Source organism: Mammaliicoccus sp. G-M28 (genome assembly GCF_022386595.1).
Classification (GTDB): domain Bacteria; phylum Bacillota; class Bacilli; order Staphylococcales; family Staphylococcaceae; genus Mammaliicoccus; species Mammaliicoccus fleurettii.
Map to the genome: position 1 here is coordinate 30,792 of NZ_JAJNIF010000014.1, position 15,092 is coordinate 45,883.

Consider the following 15,092-nt stretch of genomic DNA (forward strand, 5'->3'; position numbering starts at 1 on the left):
GTGATTCTAACCTATGTATATATTCGAACTAAAATACTGAACATGGTGATAAATATACCATAAAACTCGGATATACGAAATCTGTGTATAGTTGTGCTTAAATATAGCGTATGACAGGTAGTTCATGAGATAAAAATTGTAAATGACTGATGTCGTATCCATAGCTACCAGCGTATTTAAACACGACCCAATCTCCTGTTTTTATATGGTTAATTTTATAAGGTTGGCCGAATACGTCATTAGGGGTACATAATTTACCTGCAAATACGACTGTATCATCAATGATTGATTTAGTTCTATCAATTGTATCTTTGGATTCTAAAATTTCATAAGGCTGATGATGGTTCCATGCTTTAGGAAATCTGAAATGATTTGTACCACCATTTAATAATACAAATGTCTTGTCATGCATGGATTTAATATCAAATACATTTGCTGCATAATAACCAATTGGTCCCGTAACAAAACGACCTAATTCAAATGTTAAGCGAGGTAAGTGGTGAATACGTGTTGCAAAGTAGTCAAAGTCAAACAGCTTTTGTTCATCATAATCTATACCAATACCTCCACCTACATTGATGGAATAGTCTTCAGGTAAATGTGCTTTATATTGATTTGTAAATTCGACTGCACTTTCTATGAATGTTACATGTGCATCCTCATCTAAATTATTGCTCATTGAATGAAAATGAAAACCAGTGAATGTGATACCCTTCGTTTCTTTGCAGATTTGCATGGCTTCATTGATATCACTGTAGGGCATGCCAAATTGTGTTGGAACACCTGCCATTTTCAACTTTGCTGTAGATTTAATATTGCTTAAATTAATTCGAATCATCACTTCAATAGTTTGGTTAGAATCTTTAAGTAAATCTTTTAAATAATCTAGTTCAAATAGACTTTCTACTTGAATAGACTTTACATGTTCTTCTAATGCATATTCTAAGTGTCTCTTAGTCTTCACTGGACCACCATATATAATGGGAATGTCTGAAGAAAGCGATCTTACTTTTTCAATTTCACCTGAAGAGGCAACCTCAAATCCTGAAACAAAAGGTAAAAGCGTTTCTAAAATTTTGAGATTTGAGTTCGCCTTTACGGCATAATAAATATCATGTTTAGTAACAGACCTTATCCAATTGATTCTATTTTTTAATTCTGTTAAATCGTAAATATAATAATCATGATTTGGGTCATCGAGTGTCTTAGCTATTCTGTTCATATTGATTCTCCTTATTTATCATGAGCATGACGCAAATGAGTGTTAAGAGCAGTCCAGAAATCATTGTGATATAAACAATTTGTATGTTGAACTGTTCGAATATAAAGCTCAGTAAAATACCACCGAGCGGGATGAATCCTTTATCCATCATGGAAATAGATAATACAGAGCCTCTATATTTAGCTTCTACATGTTGTTGTACAAGAATTCTATTAGTTGTTCTAAAGGCTTGTGATGCGAAGCCCATTAATAATAGGACCGCAGCATATAAATAAATATTTTTTATGAACATGAGTAATACAATCGTGATGATAAATATAACAGTCCATAGTTTTAAACTTTTTATACTGTTCATGTCTTTTGAATGCATAAAAATCAGCAATATGATAATAGAACCTGCTGCAATCATTGCTGTAAAGAGTGAATAAATCATCGTGCGACTACCAAATTGTTCGTCTACAATACTAGGTAGAATAATCGTATAAGAAAAGCCAAACAACATTGAGAACATACTTGATAACATCAGCAGTATGATAACTGGTTTAGATCTTAAGTATGACCATATTTTATGTTTTGCTTTCTTTTGATGATGTACTTCAGGTAAAGTTTGGTTGAGTAATATGACCATTAAACTTCCTAGTATCGGCAATGATAAGACGACGTTCGAGTTCAACTGTGCTAATAATAAACCACCAAGAAATGGACCGATCAATCTCGCAAGATTTAATATTAATGCATTTAAACTGATAGCTTTATGCAAGCGGTCAGGTGACACGAAACTTTGAATCAACGCATTCCTTTGAATCGTATCAATTGCTTGGAAGAAGGACCGCACCATAATGATAAATAGAATGATATAAATATTCCATTTTTGCCAAAATGCACAAACTACACTTACCGTTAACAACATATTAAATATATGGATGATATACATTAACTTTGTTGAGCTAACGGTGTCGATGAGTTTACCAATAATAAACGCAAAGGCTAACTGTGGCATTAATCTTGCAAAGTTAATATAAGCGATATAGATGGCACTTCCCGTTAGCTGCAACGTAATCCAATTTAACGCAATAATATCTACCCAATCAATCGTTCGAGCGATACACTGAGAACTTATAAAACGATGATAAGGATTAAATTTTAACTTCATCATTCATTAAGAGCGGGTTTGCTCTTTGTACATAAATATCTTGTTTATCATTTGATATGCGCATCGTTAACAATGCTTTTTCGTTTATAGTCTCTGTGTAGAATGCTTTTATATCTGCTTCAGTATGTTCTCTGTTTTGAGTTTTTAACATTTCAAATACAGCTTTGAATTTACGATTAATACGATGCCATAATTGTTTCTTATCATAATGAAAATCTTCGCTAAAATGATGAACGAGCGTGTTTAAATGATTGCTAATTAAAGTGTTTTGCACTTTTTCGTACATGCTATCCGTTGTAGCGTTTGTTAAAGCATCGCTTAATTTTAACCATTCGGGAACGCGACTCGTATCAATACGTAGACCGCCAAAGTCTCTTACATGTAAACGAGTAGGGACACCGTGAATAAATTCAAATGACATATTTTGCAGATGTGCTTCTAAGCCAATGCCATATTTCGTCATAAGTGTGAGGGCAGTCTCAACTAATATCGAAGTATATTGATCGAACCAATCGATTGGTGTTTGCGTTTCGCGAGCTGATTCAATAACATCGATGTAAACTTTTTTGTTATTTTCGTTAAATTCAAATAAACATGTGGCAGTATAAAGCAATGATTGTGTTTGTAAGTATTGCGTGTTATTTTCTCGTAGGATAAATGATAAATTACGTTGTTTATCTTCTTGTTCGTGAATGTAAGTCATACCGCCATATTCTAAAACAGGCAAACTAATATCATTTAGACGTTTGTCAGTCTTATATATTAATTTAAAATATTCTCCAATAATTTTAGAATTAATAATACTATTATTGCTTATCGAACGTATCGTTGAAGTCATTTGTGAATTTACAGGCAGTTTAATAATGGGTGTAATGGCATCTAATGGACAGACAGTTCGGAATGATGAAGTACTTTTAACTAAACCACCTTTATGTTGTAATGGGATAATTTCTTTGGATTGAATTTCTTCATGATAAACATTAGGTATAACATGTTCGTATTGATAAGGATGAACAGGTATTAAGTCATAACCATCTGGAATTAATCCCGTATAGCCACTAAATTCTGCTATTGTATTCATTTCGGATGTTTCTAAATTGTTATAAAGTAATCCTTTTTTAACGAATAACCAGTTAAGTTTGAAAGCTTGATTATATTCGGGTGAATATTGCATGATTTCTTTGAAAGATAGTCCTAATTTTGTCTTAGCACATGGATGTATATTATGTCCTGTAATGACATACTGTTCACTGTGTAATAATGGATGATCACTTTTAGGTGTATGCGAACAGTGAATGAAACTCATTGCTTGATTGATAAGATGATTTTCTATTTCAACAAGTAATTTATGATAGTTAAATGCGTCATTGCTGTGATGATTAAGCCAATTTATCAATTCAAGTGGATCATGAATATTAAGCGTAGTCTCACCTTCAATTATTTGAATATGATGATTGCGTGAATCGTAAGTGATGTATATACGATCGCTAATATATAATACTGAGATATCATTTACTGTTTCTACACGTGTAATGGGATGTGTGACTTCTTCATACAAACATGTTAATAATTTCTTGAATGTGATCGTAATGCTATCTTGTATACATTGTTCGATGTAATGGCGCTCGTATTTTTCTGTATTTGCATATACCTCGTTAGTCCAACGCATTTATTTGTCCTCCATGAATAACGGATTATTAATTTTTGTATATTGATAGTCGTAACCTTCAGAGAAAATTCTCATTTTTAATAATGATTTAATATTGAAAGCGGGTTGTTCCAAAATGTTTATTTCAGGTGCACAATGTTCGTGATGTTCAGCAATTATACTTCGAATAATCGTATAGCCATCTTCACTTTTATAACCGTAAGATTCCAATACTTGTATCAGTTGGAATAGGTGATTATAAAGTACTGAGTGAGAGAATACGGATAATAAATCTTCAAATGAATCAGTGATTAATCCAGTAGAAGAATCAATGTCTATATCTCGATCAAATAGTCTTACACCACCAAAGTCTTTAACATAAATAGAGATAGGCATGCCGTCTTTTATTACAACCGTACTGTTTTGCATATGTGCCTCTAAACTAATGCCTTCTTCTAAAATTAATCGATAAGTAGCTTCTAACAAAATATGTGCGTATTCAGTTAAGAATAGCTCAGCAGCAGATTCGAATGATACATTTTGAGCGTTCATTATCGTTTCAATGCATTCAATCAATATATGCTTCTTAGTAATGAAACTTTTAGTAATAAGGCTACCACATACTAAATGATGGCTATTAGTATCATGGGGTATACGTTCTCTCAACATATAACTACATTTATTGGCATGCTCTTGATTAACATTTAAATAAGCGCCAGATAAGTCTCGTTGGATATAACTCTTATGATATCCATTTGCACGGTATATACGTTCAACAGCTTCACTAAGTACAATGCCATTGTGGATAGAAGCGGGAGAGACATTTCTAACTGCACTTGTAGCTTGTACATTGACTGCCGTCTTAACAATACAATTCAGCTCTGCAACATCTAAAGTTCTAAATGATAATAGCGGACTACTTTCAACAGCTAAATCGTATAAAGGTATCATAAATTGATTCGTGAACAAGTCTTCAAACTGTGGTCTCATGAAGTATTCGAGTTGCCATTCGTGAATAAACAGTAACGAATAATCTTTAAGCTGTATTTGATGAGACTGACAGTATTCATGAACCCTCTGCTTAAATTTATCTAATTCATTAGTTTGAGTCGTATGGACTTCATTAACGATTGTCGCGTCACATAATACAGGAATAACTTTTACTGAATTTCGAAATTCAGGAGAATATTTAATTACCTCATTTATATCTAAACCTAATTTGGTCTTAGTCATAGGATGAAAAGGATGTCCCTCAGTTACACTTTGTTCAAAAAAGACCTCAGTTAGTGCTTCATTCTCAACAAATTCAAAAATATTATGATATTTCTTAGCATATTGGTTATGGTCTTGTTCAAATTGAATATAACTCAACGTTAAATTGCGAATAGAATTGCGAATTTCATTCACAATACGGGCATCTTTAAAAATAGAGTCTTGATCAATATGTTCAAATTTAGCAAGTTGATTAACACGACCAATAACTTCGTCGTAAGCCTTCTTGTATAGAATTTCTATATCTTCCACAGTGAAATCTTGAAAATAATTATGTATATCTTGAATGTAATCGTTAGCAACAATTTCCAAAAAAATCAACTTCCTTTATAATTTATATATTTTATAGTGAGAAACATTCTCAATTATAAAATGTTTGAGTATTTTGTCAATGAAAGGTAATAATAAAAAATAATTGCAAGCTATTATATTGAGTATTCTTTTTATATTATGTTTAGTCATATTTGACTAAAATAGAATAAGAAAATCCCACTAGAACTGTTTCATATGAAACATTCTAGTGGGATGGAAGTAAAACATGAAATACAGGCCGATAAAAAAAATTAGCGCTCCAGAAATGAGAAATGCAGATTCACCTGACAGAGCTCTCATACTGTCGATATAATTTATTTATTTCTATCTGTTTTTTTTTGAATTAGAAGCTATATTAAAATGATAATGTGTATGATGAATAAATAATATTATCGACGTTTATGATGAGAAAATTTTTTGGAAAAATTAGAATAGAAAAATAAGGTTTTAGATCTAGGAGGATTTTTATGTTTAAGTTATTTTTTATATTTTTAGTTGTGTTTGTCGTTTATTATTTGTTTTTGAAGTTATACATTATGATTTCAAAGTTTTTAAAGAGACAAGAAGGAATAAAAAATAACTACATGGTCAAAAATGTTTTACTTTCATCAAAGAAAGGAATTGATTTTTTTGACTTTATAGTTATTTTTGTGATTACTTATATTGTTATTTATAGATAACCATTACTTGTACACCATGACTTTATGGGGTTAGGCTCAGTGATGTTTTAAAAATATGCATAAGGTGGAATAGAAACCTCAGCTATACTAAGTGGAACGTAGTGGCATTGTTCTCCTTATGCTCTTGTGTTAGAATCTTAAAAAAACCTGAATATGTAAGATGATAATGTGGGAAATGAATAAAGAACATATAAAATTTTATTTATCTTTTTTAGCTAATTCGCCTTTAACTACAGTTTTTTGAATAACATTAGCAGTTCCTACTTTTTTAGTTTTTGATTTGTTACTATAAAATGTTATTACATGTTTCCATTCTGGGCCATGTAGTGTTTTTCTTTCGTATATTACATCTGTATAATAAGCTGTTTTAAGTTTTGAAAATGCACCTTCGCTTAGTCGGTCGAAACCACCTATTGCCATTGCTGTACCAGGAGCTCCACCGGCTGCCCAACCTACTAGACCTAATATTGCTTCAGCACCCATTTTTGTAGTTAAATTTTTACCTGCAGTATTTCCTGTAGTTGTAGTTAATTTTTTCCAACCAGCAGCTGCTTCTGCTTTTTTGTTTTGGTGTCCTAGTTGTATATTTGTTTTTTCACTTGCTATAGGCAATGCTAATGTTGATAATAGTACAACAGAACTTGTTATTACTGTAATTTTCTTTTGGAATTTCATGTTAATCTATCTCCTTTTTTTTAAGTTAAAATTAAGTTATAATTTAGTTATAACCTATTTTTGTATAAATTAACATTTTTTGACATTTATTTCAATTTTAGAAAGGACTTTTTTGTTTATGTTGAGAGATAATTTTAGCTTTGGTGTACTTATATTTTATTTAATCTTAGTATTTATTAGTTATGCAACTGGTATTGGATGGTTAACGTCTTTAGCTGTTATTTTATCTGTCATAGCACTTTTAATTTACGCTTATGTAAAAAGAAAAAAAGGAATTACAATCTTTATTTTTATAATTCTTATATTTTATGTTTTATATTTGCTAATGAAATAATGTATTTTTATTGATTTTTTGTGGTTTTAAAAATAGTTTTTTCTTATCTTGATAATAAGGGTAACTATAGCCGGCGTGGCTAGTTACCCTTAAAGTGTTGATATATCTGGTTTAAGGCACATTTTCAGCATACTTATGTAATGTTTTAGGTGTCGATTCTTCAAAGTCTATGTTAATATTTAATTGAGTCATATATAGTCACCTCTACAATTTTTTCTTCGTCGATTACATTGTAATAAAGTGAGCTATATATGGCTCTTATTTTATTACACAATTATATGGACATATTCAATTAGCGACCCGAAAATGAGAAATACGGACCGATAAAATAAATTAGCGGTCCAGAAATGCGAAATACGGACCGATAAATAAAATTACCGGTCAAGAAACACGAAATACAGGCCGATAAATAAAATTATCGACCCGAAAACGCAAAATACAGGCCGATAAAATAAAATAGCGACCCGAAAACGCAAAATACAGGCCGATAAAAAAATTTAGCGACCCGTAAACGCAAAATACAGGCCGATAAATAAAATTATCGACCCGAAAATGCGAAATACAGGCCGATAAAATAAATTATCGACCCGAAAATACAAAATACAGGCCGATAAAAAAATTTATCGACCCGAAAATGCGAAACGCGATATTCTAATTGAAATCTATGATCAATATGCAATGCCAACGCGTGCTTTAATATATTCATCTGACGATATTTGAGCATAAGCGAAGTCTGCTGTATCTGGTACGGATATTTTCACAGCATTATCTGGTAAATAATTTTGTTCAACGCGGTATTTACCAATCCGTTCTCCGTCTGGTAAATAAGTTGGGCACACAATTGTCCAATCTAGTGAAGATTGATTTAACAGCTCATACACTTTATGGTGCTCAGCTGCAGCGCGTGTAGTTTTTCTTTTTGATTCGTTTGATTGATAGCGTAACAGGTTACTTTCTGTTTTACTTTGTAATATTCCTGCAGTTCCTATTGTGATGATGCGACGGATGCCTTCTTGTTCCATTTCTTCAATAATCATCGGCATAACATCTGTTAATGTTGTTGAACCATCTGTACCTAGCGCGCTTATCACTACTTCATTTCCTTGTATTGCTTCTTCCACATCACGTTTATTTAAGGCATTTCCTTCTATAATATTTAAGTGTTTATGTGTGTGTGCTATTTTTTCTTTATTTCTAACTAATATTGTCACGTCATGTCCGTCGTTAAGTGCATGATCCAATATTTCTTGACCAACTCTTCCTGTTGCACCAAAAATTGATATCTTCATGTTCTTTATCTCCCTTGTCAGTAGTTTCTCATATTCATGTTATTAAAAATCACTTATATATGCTACATAACAAACTTATAAAATATACAAGCTGTAGTTAATCTGCATAATATCTATGATTTATATTTTATCGGAAAAACAAATTATTTTATTTAAAAGTTAATGTGCAAACGAAATTCGGTTATTTCATACAAATTTCTTCTATTATAAATGTTTATTTTAGGATTAGAGGGGAACTTCTATACCAAGAACATTATATTGCATATTTTTGATTATTGTAAAAACATTATACTAGTATTATATTTAGTTTGCTGTTTTTTTTAAAAATATTTTATTTCATTTATTATATGTTTCATATTCAACGCAGTCTCTACAAACTATAGAAAATAGGTGGCTATATGAAATTTATTTTTGCACTTGTTATAACTTTTTTATTTAGCATTGCTTTTTCATTTAAAGATGTAAGTGCAGAAAGTATTCAAGAAGGTGTTTCGGTAGACATTGCTAGAAAAGAATACTCATTAGAGTCCTTAAAACAAATAGTCGATACTATTCATGAAAATAATGGACAATATCTTCAATTGCATTTTTCTGATGATGAAAATTATGCAATCGAGTCAGATTATTTCTCGCATCAAGGTATTCCAAATGAAAATTATTTAACAAAAGCAGAAATAAAATCACTTATAGCATACAGCAATGAGTTGAATGTAATGGTAGTTCCAGATATTGATTTTCCTTCCCATTCAAAAGCTCTTTTATCATTGATAAAGAATGAGGATAAAGATTTGTATAATCAAATTATTAGTGACTATAGTGATAATACGTTTGATTTTTTCTCAAATGATAAAGCTTTAGCTATAAGTAAGCGACACATAGGTGAAATAACAACATTATTTAATCAACCAAAATATAATGGCCAGCAAAGAATAGTATTAGGTGGAGATGAAGTGCCAGGCGGGGGTGCTTACCAAAGTGATTTTATAAGTTATATGAATAACATTGGAAGTTACGCTGCAGGGCAAGGTTATGAGCCTCAAATGTGGAACGATATGATTTCGCATGAAGGGATTAAGTCTTTAAATGATACGTTCTCAATTTTATATTGGAAACAAAATGAAAACAGTAAATCAGATTTAACTGTAGAAGATTTCGCGGAAGATGATTTCAAAATATATAATTATAACTTTTATTCATTATACTTTTTACCATCGAATCAATTTACTAATGCAGATATCGAAGAACAAGCTGATTACATAAGTTGGGCATATGCATATAATAAGTTTTTCTACACTAATGAACCTTATCAAGAAGTAGACAGTGACAACGTGAAAGGATCAGCCTTATCATTTTGGGGAGAAGATGCATTGAATATGTCACAAACAGAATTGATTAACCAAGAAATACCGTTAATAAAAGCTTATTTCAGTTCGTGAAATAAGTTGAAATGTATATAAAAAAATAACTACTCCCAAAAATGATGGGAATAGTTATAGTAAAAAATTTTCATAAATTAATCTGATGGGGATTCCAACCTTTCTATAATTTCTTTTATTGTGTCTAATTCTTCTGACAAGTTGTATACATCATCAGAAATTTTTTGATTAATTTCTTGAGACACATATAATAAATCATCACTAATATCTTCGTAATAGTCTTTCCCATGTTTCATGACCATTGTTAAACCTCTTCCTCTACAAATTCTATAATTGTAATACCCGAAAATTATAGACTTCTAACAAAAACTGTAAATAAAAACTTTAAAAATTTTTAAAAAGTTATTTCATCTTTTCTTTTTAAATCAAATTATACATAATTCAAAAGGTTTTGAAAACAAATTTAACCACAAATGTATTTAAATTCATCATTTAAATTATCTTATTTATATAAAATAATCATATATGAGCGGGTTGTTAGTTAGCACTTCATCAGTTAAGAGTAAATATAATGACAAGAGGCTGGGACAAATTAATTTGTCCCAGCCTCTTTACACATCAAATAATCAAAACTTAAGTCATGTGTTTATTTGGTTGTGAATGCGGTAATAAAAAAATATATTTATTTTTCTTTATTTTGGATACTATCTAGCAACAAATTAGCTTGTTGTTCGAATTCTTTTATAATTTTTTTCGGAGTTGTTGCTGATTGTACGAAGGCTTTTTTATAAAGCCAACCGTTTACAAACATATTAACAAATAACACGAAATCGTCTTGATCTATTTTTAGTTGATTATACGAATGTATTTGTCTTAATTTATCACTAAAGACGACAGCAAATTTATCGTTATATTCTTCTATATCTTTTGTGAAGTTACATGGCGCAAATGATAATTGTAAATAGAATTTCACCATATAATCAGAATCATATATATATCTTCGAAGAAAGGAGAGAAGTTCTTCATGTAAATTATCTGATTGTGTATTAATGTTTTCAATTAAGCTTAGTCCTTTTTTCATACACTTTTCTAAACATATCCCATAAAGGTCGTCTTTACTTTTTATATAGTTATATAAACTTGATTTTTTGACACCTAAATCATTGGCAATATTATTTAGTGATGTTCCATAATAACCTTTCTCAGAAAAGGTTCTCATACTTATTTGGATAAGTTTCTCAGATGTATTATTCACTGCCATTGCCTCCTTTATTTCATATGGATAACTATACATCAAAATCAGCTAAAAATCATCTGGTATAGCGTTTACATTTCACTCAATAAATTACGCATTGCCTTTTTTAAATAAGATGATATAATTATCTGACAAACTACCGGTCGTTAGTTAGGAGGAAAATTATGGAATTATTATTGATGTTTTTTATTGCTTATCCCATTACTATGTCGATTTTTTGGATAATTGGGACATTAATTTATTATATTTTTATCGAAAGGCGTTTAAAGCGTAAAAATATTAACTACCATCCGTCAGAAGGTATCTCGTTTATTATAGCTTGTTATAACGAGGCCGAGACAATAGCGGACACGATTAAGAATTTAGATGGATTATCTTTTCCACTGAAAGAAATTATCGCCGTTAATGATGGTAGTTCGGATCACACGAAAGAAGAACTGTTAAAGCTAGAAGATGAATATCACATCAAATTCATCAATTTAGAAGAGAATAAAGGAAAAGCAAATGCTTTAAATGTTGCAGCTAAACTTGCGAAATATCCATATTTGATGTGTGTGGATGCAGATACCATTATCGATGACGATGCACCTTATTATATGATTGAAAGTTTAGTCAATGACACTTCAATCGGTGCAGTGACAGGTAATCCACGTATTCGTAATAAGTCTACATTGTTAGGCAAGATTCAAACGATTGAATATGCAAGTATGATTGGAAGTATTAAAAGAGCACAAACAATAAATGGATATGTTAATACAATATCTGGTGTATTCTCGTTATTTAACAAAAAAGCATTACAGAAAAATGATTTCTGGGATACAGATATGATTACAGAAGATATTGCTGTGTCATGGAAGTTTCATTTATCAGGTTACAAAATTAAATATGAACCAAGAGCGTTATGTTGGATGCTTGTACCGGAGACATTTAATGGACTTTGGAAACAAAGAGTAAGGTGGTCTCAAGGAGGGCACGAAGTTATATTAAGAGATTTTAAAAACATGCTAAAAGTACGTAATGTTTCATTATGGTTACTATTTCTTGAACAAATTCTCTCTGTAGTTTGGGTGTATGGAATAGTTGTCATACTAGCGTACACACTTCTCCAGTTAAACTTCTTGGATTATTATTTTTACGATTATCAATTAAACATTTTTCTACTTTCTGCCTTCTTACTTACATTCGTTAACATTATACAATTTACACTTTCATTAATGATTGATAGTAGGTATGAGCGCAAAAATAATTTGTTTGTTATTTTCTTAAGTTGGTATCCAACATTTTATTGGATAATCAATGCGTTAGTTGTGATTGTTGCTTTTCCAAAAGCACTAAAACGTAAAAAAGGAGAGTTTGCTACATGGACAAGTCCAGACAGAGGGAACTTAAAAGAGTCAAATCAAGATTAAATATTTATAGAGAAACAATCGTATTTATAGCATCAACAATACTTTGGTTATATTGTGTAACAGTTTTATTTGTAATGGTTGGGTCGTTATTACCTTACAATAATCATTTTATCCAAATGGTAAGAGTGATTTTAAATATTGACAAAGGTGATATCTTTACAATCTTTAGCTATTTCATGATAGGGTCAGCAATCATCATTATTTATTTAATGTGTACTTTTATCTTTAATGTTAAAAGAAAGAGAGTATTACCTTATGATGAAATGTAAACGATTTATGATCGTTTTTTTGTTATGTATATTTTTGTATCCACATGATGACGTTACTTTTGCTAAAAAGAAATCATTGGGTGGAGAAGAAAATGGCTGTCTAGCATTAAATTATCATAGAGTTAGAGAAGATACATGGATTGATAAATTATTATCCGCTTTCTCAAATAGTAAAGAATTGAAAATTTACAGTGTTACAGATACAGAATTTGAATCACATATTAAGTGGTTGAAAGAACATAAAGCTCACTTTGTCACTTTAGATGAGTTTATAAAATATAAAGAAGATGGCAAATTCCCTAAAAATTGTGTTTGGATCAACTTTGATGACATGGATGAAAGTATATACGACAATGCTTTCCCAATTATGGAAAAATACGATGTACACGCTACAGGATTTGTCATAACAGGTAAAGTAGGGTCTGATGATTTTCACAATATTAGTCTTTCGTCTAAAAAAGAATTGTTAAAAATGAAACGCAGTGGATTGTGGGATTTTGCATCACATACACATAATATGCATTCAATGAAAAAGAAGACATCAACACTTATTAAATCAGCTGAAACAACAGGTATTAAGAAAGATATGAATAAAAGCACACAATATATTAAAGACGAATTAGATGGTAATACACGCGCTATTGCATATCCATATGGTCAAATGAGTGATGAAGTAGTTGATCAACTTAAAGCAGACACTTCAATCAAATATGGGTTTACTTTGAAAGAAAAAGCAGTAGTTGCAGACAATGACAACTATATTATTCCAAGAGTTATGGTAAGTGATGATGCCTTTAACAAACTCGTTAAAAACTGGAAAGGATTTAATCATGAATAAAGGAAGACGCATAGAATTTATATATTTAAGAACATTTCTCTGTTTATTGATCGTGTTAACGCATGTCCTGACAGAATTTAGTAATACAAACGAACCAGATGATAATCAAATCCAAGTACTATATTGGATTAGAATGATATTAATCATCGGGACACCTTCATTTATTATATTATCTCAGCTATTAACAACTTTAAATTATGACGAGAAACTAAAGCCAGGATATTTAAAATCACGCTTAAAATTCATTTTACTACCATATCTTATTATGGGTGCATTTTATAGTTATTCTGAAAGCCTTAAATTAAATAATTCATTTCTAAAACAATTTTTAGAGAATGTTATTCAAGGTAATTGGTATGGTTATTTCATTATTATCATAATTCAGTTCTTCTTATTAAACTGGTTGATTTATCGAATTAACTCTAAAATATTGTATTCAAAATGGAGTCTCATCATTGCATTTATCGTCAACACAATCTATTTATATAGTCATCAAAATATAGACAGCGTAACGAAATTTGTGGAGACATATTATCCATTTAGTCCCGAAACATTTATAGTTGGTTGGATATTCTACTACTTCTTAGGCTCATATTTAGGGCATAATTACGCTAAAATAAAATACTTTGTAAGTAAAAACATCGCGTTAATTATATTTTTAACAATAGCAGCATATTTAGCTTTTGAATTAGTAGGAGATCACGATTACTGGATGGTAAGTAGTATGGATTATCGCATTTTACTATATATTAGTTTTGCATTTTTACTACTGATCAATTTCAGTTCGCAATTTGAAACATTTATGTATAACTCAGTCGAGATCCTAAGTATGTATTCATTCTTTATATATTTATTACATCCAATCATACTTGAATATATATTCCAATACACAAGCATATTCCAAGAAAAAACAATTATATTCATACCAGTATCCTTACTCTTTATCGTAGGATGTTGTTTAGGCGTAGGCATATTATTAAAAGAATTCCATGTATTCAAGTTTGTAATGGGAAGACAACCTTATAGTAAATAAAATTGCTGATAAGGGTGGTGTTAAAAGCATTTCTAGGCAAAACTGCTGATAAGGGTAGTGTTAAAAGCAATTCTAAGTAAAATTGCTGATAAGGGTAGTGTTAAAAGCAGTACTAGGCAAAATTGCTGATAAGAGGTGCGTTAAAAGCAGTACTAAGTAAAACTGCTGATAAGGTTAGTGTTAAAAGCAGTACTAGGCAAAATTGCTGATAAGAGGTGCGTTAAAAGCAGTACTAAGTAAAATTGCTGATAAGGGTAGTGTTAAAAGCAATACTAGGTAAAATTGCTGATAAGGGTAGTGTTAAAAGCAATACTAGGTAAAATTGCT

General features: G+C 30.6%; 14 protein-coding genes. 6 read left to right on the forward strand and 8 right to left on the reverse strand.

The features are described from left to right. Nucleotides 1-97: 97 nt before the first annotated feature. Genes LQ609_RS10865 through LQ609_RS10880 form a run of 4 tightly spaced genes read right to left on the reverse strand, consistent with a single transcriptional unit; the run spans nt 98 to nt 5,607 of the window. The gene (locus LQ609_RS10865) at nt 98-1,222 is read right to left on the reverse strand and encodes an alanine racemase (RefSeq protein ID WP_078357503.1); all 1,125 of its coding nucleotides are present in this window, start codon (nt 1,220-1,222) and stop codon (nt 98-100) included. Beyond that, nucleotides 1,206-2,378 carry an MFS transporter gene (locus LQ609_RS10870; RefSeq protein ID WP_239734734.1) on the reverse strand — a complete coding sequence of 391 codons (1,173 nt, stop codon included), beginning with the start codon at nt 2,376-2,378 and terminating at the stop codon, nt 1,206-1,208. The genes LQ609_RS10865 and LQ609_RS10870 overlap by 17 nt, the downstream gene beginning before the upstream one ends. Further along, a complete protein-coding gene (locus LQ609_RS10875) occupies nt 2,359-4,044 on the reverse strand; it encodes an IucA/IucC family protein (RefSeq protein ID WP_239734735.1) in 1,686 nt (561 codons plus the stop codon). The genes LQ609_RS10870 and LQ609_RS10875 overlap by 20 nt, the downstream gene beginning before the upstream one ends. Next, complete coding sequence (locus LQ609_RS10880; protein WP_239734736.1) at nt 4,045-5,607, reverse strand: IucA/IucC family protein; 1,563 nt, start codon at nt 5,605-5,607, stop codon at nt 4,045-4,047. Between the two features lie 467 nt (nt 5,608-6,074). Here LQ609_RS10880 and LQ609_RS10885 point away from each other — a divergent pair, with 467 nt between their 5' ends. Then, nucleotides 6,075-6,287 (forward strand): hypothetical protein, encoded by a 213-nt coding sequence (locus LQ609_RS10885; RefSeq protein ID WP_208143454.1) that lies wholly within the window; start codon nt 6,075-6,077, stop codon nt 6,285-6,287. A 198-nt stretch (nt 6,288-6,485) separates the two neighbouring features. Here the strand turns inward: LQ609_RS10885 and LQ609_RS10890 are convergent, their stop codons facing one another. Together LQ609_RS10890 and LQ609_RS10895 are read right to left on the reverse strand one after the other, a co-directional pair. Beyond that, nucleotides 6,486-6,962 carry a hypothetical protein gene (locus LQ609_RS10890; protein WP_208143455.1) on the reverse strand — a complete coding sequence of 159 codons (477 nt, stop codon included), beginning with the start codon at nt 6,960-6,962 and terminating at the stop codon, nt 6,486-6,488. Between the two features lie 1,002 nt (nt 6,963-7,964). Next, the gene (locus LQ609_RS10895) at nt 7,965-8,585 is read right to left on the reverse strand and encodes an NAD(P)-dependent oxidoreductase (RefSeq protein WP_107509538.1); all 621 of its coding nucleotides are present in this window, start codon (nt 8,583-8,585) and stop codon (nt 7,965-7,967) included. A gap of 398 nt (nt 8,586-8,983) precedes the next feature. On the opposite strand from LQ609_RS10895, the gene LQ609_RS10900 reads away from it, so the two are divergent. Beyond that, entirely contained in the window at nt 8,984-10,021 is a 1,038-nt protein-coding gene (locus LQ609_RS10900; protein WP_239734737.1) for a family 20 glycosylhydrolase, read from the forward strand. Between the two features lie 77 nt (nt 10,022-10,098). On the opposite strand, the gene LQ609_RS10905 is transcribed toward LQ609_RS10900, so the two are convergent. Both LQ609_RS10905 and LQ609_RS10910 read right to left on the reverse strand, forming a co-directional pair. Beyond that, nucleotides 10,099-10,263: a hypothetical protein gene (locus tag LQ609_RS10905; protein ID WP_157946496.1), complete on the reverse strand. Its 165-nt coding sequence runs from the start codon at nt 10,261-10,263 to the stop codon at nt 10,099-10,101. A gap of 380 nt (nt 10,264-10,643) precedes the next feature. Beyond that, nucleotides 10,644-11,216, reverse strand: coding sequence for a TetR/AcrR family transcriptional regulator (locus LQ609_RS10910; RefSeq protein WP_239734738.1), 573 nt, complete (start codon nt 11,214-11,216; stop codon nt 10,644-10,646). A gap of 164 nt (nt 11,217-11,380) precedes the next feature. Here LQ609_RS10910 and pgaC point away from each other — a divergent pair, with 164 nt between their 5' ends. The 4 genes from pgaC to LQ609_RS10930 are packed head-to-tail and all read left to right on the forward strand — an operon-like array spanning nt 11,381 to nt 14,765. Beyond that, nucleotides 11,381-12,625, forward strand: coding sequence for a poly-beta-1,6-N-acetyl-D-glucosamine synthase (pgaC, locus tag LQ609_RS10915; protein ID WP_239734739.1), 1,245 nt, complete (start codon nt 11,381-11,383; stop codon nt 12,623-12,625). Continuing rightward, entirely contained in the window at nt 12,577-12,894 is a 318-nt protein-coding gene (gene icaD, locus LQ609_RS10920) for an intracellular adhesion protein IcaD (protein WP_078357495.1), read from the forward strand. Before pgaC ends, icaD begins: the two co-directional genes overlap by 49 nt. After that, nucleotides 12,881-13,732: an intercellular adhesin biosynthesis polysaccharide N-deacetylase gene (gene icaB, locus LQ609_RS10925; RefSeq protein ID WP_239734740.1), complete on the forward strand. Its 852-nt coding sequence runs from the start codon at nt 12,881-12,883 to the stop codon at nt 13,730-13,732. The genes icaD and icaB overlap by 14 nt, the downstream gene beginning before the upstream one ends. Beyond that, a complete protein-coding gene (locus LQ609_RS10930) occupies nt 13,725-14,765 on the forward strand; it encodes an acyltransferase family protein (protein ID WP_208143459.1) in 1,041 nt (346 codons plus the stop codon). Before icaB ends, LQ609_RS10930 begins: the two co-directional genes overlap by 8 nt. The last annotated feature ends 327 nt before the right edge of the window (nt 14,766-15,092 follow it).

What these genes read in the sequence shown, in the direction of transcription:
- LQ609_RS10865 (WP_078357503.1), bottom strand. Translation starts at nt 1,222, where the DNA reads ATGAACAGAATAGCTAAGACACTCGATGACCCAAATCATGATTATTAT.
- LQ609_RS10870 (WP_239734734.1), bottom strand. Translation starts at nt 2,378, where the DNA reads ATGATGAAGTTAAAATTTAATCCTTATCATCGTTTTATAAGTTCTCAG.
- LQ609_RS10875 (WP_239734735.1), bottom strand. Translation starts at nt 4,044, where the DNA reads ATGCGTTGGACTAACGAGGTATATGCAAATACAGAAAAATACGAGCGC.
- LQ609_RS10885 (WP_208143454.1), top strand. Translation starts at nt 6,075, where the DNA reads ATGTTTAAGTTATTTTTTATATTTTTAGTTGTGTTTGTCGTTTATTAT.
- LQ609_RS10890 (WP_208143455.1), bottom strand. Translation starts at nt 6,962, where the DNA reads ATGAAATTCCAAAAGAAAATTACAGTAATAACAAGTTCTGTTGTACTA.
- LQ609_RS10895 (WP_107509538.1), bottom strand. Translation starts at nt 8,585, where the DNA reads ATGAAGATATCAATTTTTGGTGCAACAGGAAGAGTTGGTCAAGAAATA.
- LQ609_RS10900 (WP_239734737.1), top strand. Translation starts at nt 8,984, where the DNA reads ATGAAATTTATTTTTGCACTTGTTATAACTTTTTTATTTAGCATTGCT.
- LQ609_RS10905 (WP_157946496.1), bottom strand. Translation starts at nt 10,263, where the DNA reads ATGGTCATGAAACATGGGAAAGACTATTACGAAGATATTAGTGATGAT.
- pgaC (WP_239734739.1), top strand. Translation starts at nt 11,381, where the DNA reads ATGGAATTATTATTGATGTTTTTTATTGCTTATCCCATTACTATGTCG.
- icaD (WP_078357495.1), top strand. Translation starts at nt 12,577, where the DNA reads ATGGACAAGTCCAGACAGAGGGAACTTAAAAGAGTCAAATCAAGATTA.
- icaB (WP_239734740.1), top strand. Translation starts at nt 12,881, where the DNA reads ATGATGAAATGTAAACGATTTATGATCGTTTTTTTGTTATGTATATTT.
- LQ609_RS10930 (WP_208143459.1), top strand. Translation starts at nt 13,725, where the DNA reads ATGAATAAAGGAAGACGCATAGAATTTATATATTTAAGAACATTTCTC.